Below are 3252 nucleotides of genomic sequence, written 5' to 3'. Positions count from 1 at the left end.
TCTTGTTTATCTTTTTACCCGACCCCGTGGTGCAAACGCTTTTGAACCCGTTTGCGGGGTGGGTGTGTGGTGTAAGTTATCGGCCTATTAGTACCGGTCAGCTTCACGAGTCGTTAGTCCTCGCTTCCACATCCGGCCTATCAACCCAGTGGTCTGGCTGGGGGCCTCTCACACACAAGGTGTATGGAAATCTCATCTCGAAGCGAGCTTCCCGCTTAGATGCTTTCAGCGGTTATCCCATCCGAACGTAGCTAATCAGCGGTGCACTTGGCAGTACAACTGACACACCAGAGGTTCGTCCGTCCCGGTCCTCTCGTACTAAGGACAGCCCTTCTCAAATTTCCTGCGCGCGCAGCGGATAGGGACCGAACTGTCTCACGACGTTCTAAACCCAGCTCGCGTACCGCTTTAATGGGCGAACAGCCCAACCCTTGGGACCTACTCCAGCCCCAGGATGCGACGAGCCGACATCGAGGTGCCAAACCATGCCGTCGATATGGACTCTTGGGCAAGATCAGCCTGTTATCCCCGAGGTACCTTTTATCCGTTGAGCGACGGCCATTCCACAATGTACCGCCGGATCACTAGTCCCGACTTTCGTCCCTGCTCGAGATGTCTCTCTCACAGTCAAGCTCCCTTGTGCACTTACACTCGACACCTGATTGCCAACCAGGCTGAGGGAACCTTTGGGCGCCTCCGTTACTTTTTAGGAGGCAACCGCCCCAGTTAAACTACCCATCAGGCACTGTCCCTGACCCGGATTACGGGCCGAAGTTAGATGTCCAAAGTGACCAGAGTGGTATTTCAACGATGACTCCACCCGAACTGGCGTCCGGGCTTCAACGTCTCCCACCTATCCTACACAAGCCACTCCGAACACCAATACCAAACTATAGTAAAGGTCTCGGGGTCTTTCCGTCCTGCTGCGCGTAACGAGCATCTTTACTCGTACTGCAATTTCGCCGAGTTTATGGTTGAGACAGCGGGGAAGTCGTTACTCCATTCGTGCAGGTCGGAACTTACCCGACAAGGAATTTCGCTACCTTAGGATGGTTATAGTTACCACCGCCGTTTACTGGGGCTTAAATTCTCAGCTTCGCCGTGAGGCTAACCGGTCCTCTTAACCTTCCAGCACCGGGCAGGAGTCAGTCCGTATACATCGTCTTGCGACTTCGCACGGACCTGTGTTTTTAGTAAACAGTCGCTTCCCCCTGGTCTCTGCGGCCCCGATCCCCTCCGGACAGCAAGTGTCCATCAAGGTTGGGGCCCCCCTTCTCCCGAAGTTACGGGGGCATTTTGCCGAGTTCCTTAACCATAATTCTCTCGATCGCCTTAGTATTCTCTACCTGATCACCTGTGTCGGTTTGGGGTACGGGCGGCTAAAACCTCGCGTCGATGCTTTTCTCGGCAGCATAGGATCACCAAATCCCCCCAAACGGGGGTCCCATCAGATCTCAGGCATCATGAACAGCGGATTTGCCTACCGTTCGCCCTACATCCTTAGACCGGGACAACCATCGCCCGGCTCGGCTACCTTCCTGCGTCACACCTGTTAATACGCTTGCCTCCCAGGATCAGGTCCTGCGCTCCACCAAAACCCTCACACCACAAGGGTGATCGGGCAGGTCTCGGGCAGTTAGTATCCCCTGTTCAGCATGGGCGGTTTTTCGCCGGTACGGGAATATCAACCCGTTGTCCATCGACTACGCCTGTCGGCCTCGCCTTAGGTCCCGACTTACCCAGGGCAGATTAGCTTGACCCTGGAACCCTTGATCATTCGGCGGACGGGTTTCTCACCCGTCTTTCGCTACTCATGCCTGCATTCTCACTCGTGTAGGCTCCACCGCTGGTTTACACCGCGACTTCACTGCCCACACGACGCTCCCCTACCCATCCAAACACCTGAACCACGAAGGCTTAGTCATTGTTTGAATGCCACAACTTCGGCGGTGTACTTGAGCCCCGCTACATTGTCGGCGCGGAATCACTTGACCAGTGAGCTATTACGCACTCTTTTAAGGATGGCTGCTTCTAAGCCAACCTCCTGGTTGTCTGAGCAACTCCACATCCTTTCCCACTTAGCACACGCTTAGGGGCCTTAGTTGGTGGTCTGGGCTGTTTCCCTCTCGACTATGAAGCTTATCCCCCACAGTCTCACTGCTGCGCTCTCACTTACCGGCATTCGGAGTTTGGCTGACGTCAGTAACCTTGTAGGGCCCATTAGCCATCCAGTAGCTCTACCTCCAGCAAGAAACACGCAACGCTGCACCTAAATGCATTTCGGGGAGAACCAGCTATCACGAAGTTTGATTGGCCTTTCACCCCTACCCACAGCTCATCCCCTCCATTTTCAACTGAAGTGGGTTCGGTCCTCCACGACGTCTTACCGTCGCTTCAACCTGGCCATGGGTAGATCACTTCGCTTCGGGTCTAGATCACGCCACTGCAACGCCCTATTCAGACTCGCTTTCGCTACGGCTTCCCCACACGGGTTAACCTCGCGACGTAACACTAACTCGCAGGCTCATTCTTCAAAAGGCACGCCGTCACAACTACAAGGCTGCTCCGACGGATTGTAAGCACACGGTTTCAGGTACTGTTTCACTCCCCTCCCGGGGTACTTTTCACCTTTCCCTCACGGTACTGGTCCGCTATCGGTCATTAGGGAGTATTTAGGCTTATCAGGTGGTCCTGACAGATTCACACGGGATTTCTCGGGCCCCGTGCTACTTGGGATACTCTCCAGGCGGTACACAACATTACAGTTACGGGGCTCACACCCTCTCTGGCCGGCCTTTCAAGACCGTTCACCTATGCCTGCACATCACACCTCACCAACCCGGCAGAGCTGGTATGGAAAGTCCCACAACCCCGACCATGCAACGCCCGCCGGCTATCACACATGGAACGGTTTAGCCTGATCCGCGTTCGCTCGCCACTACTAACGGAATCACTATTGTTTTCTCTTCCTGCGGGTACTGAGATGTTTCACTTCCCCGCGTTCCCTCCACGCACCCTATGTGTTCAGATGCGGGTCACCAGATCACTCGCGCGTCTGGCGGGGTTTCCCCATTCGGACACCCTGGGATCACAGTCCGGTTATCGACTCCCCCAGGCTTATCGCAGATTCCTACGTCCTTCTTCGGCTCCTAATGCCAAGGCATCCACCGTGTGCTCTTAAAAACTTGACCACAAAAGATCAAAAAATAATTTCGAGAGAACCACGAAAACCAACCACACACAACACCACCA

General features: G+C 54.6%; 1 rRNA gene. It reads right to left on the bottom strand.

Annotated elements, in window-relative coordinates:
- Nucleotides 1-66 precede the first annotated feature (66 nt).
- Nucleotides 67-3191 (bottom strand): 23S ribosomal RNA (locus ARTSIC4J27_RS21930).
- Nucleotides 3192-3252: the final 61 nt, after the last annotated feature.

The organism is Pseudarthrobacter siccitolerans (genome assembly GCF_001046895.1).
GTDB lineage: Bacteria > Actinomycetota > Actinomycetes > Actinomycetales > Micrococcaceae > Arthrobacter > Arthrobacter siccitolerans.
This window is presented reverse-complemented; position numbering and strand designations above follow the sequence as displayed.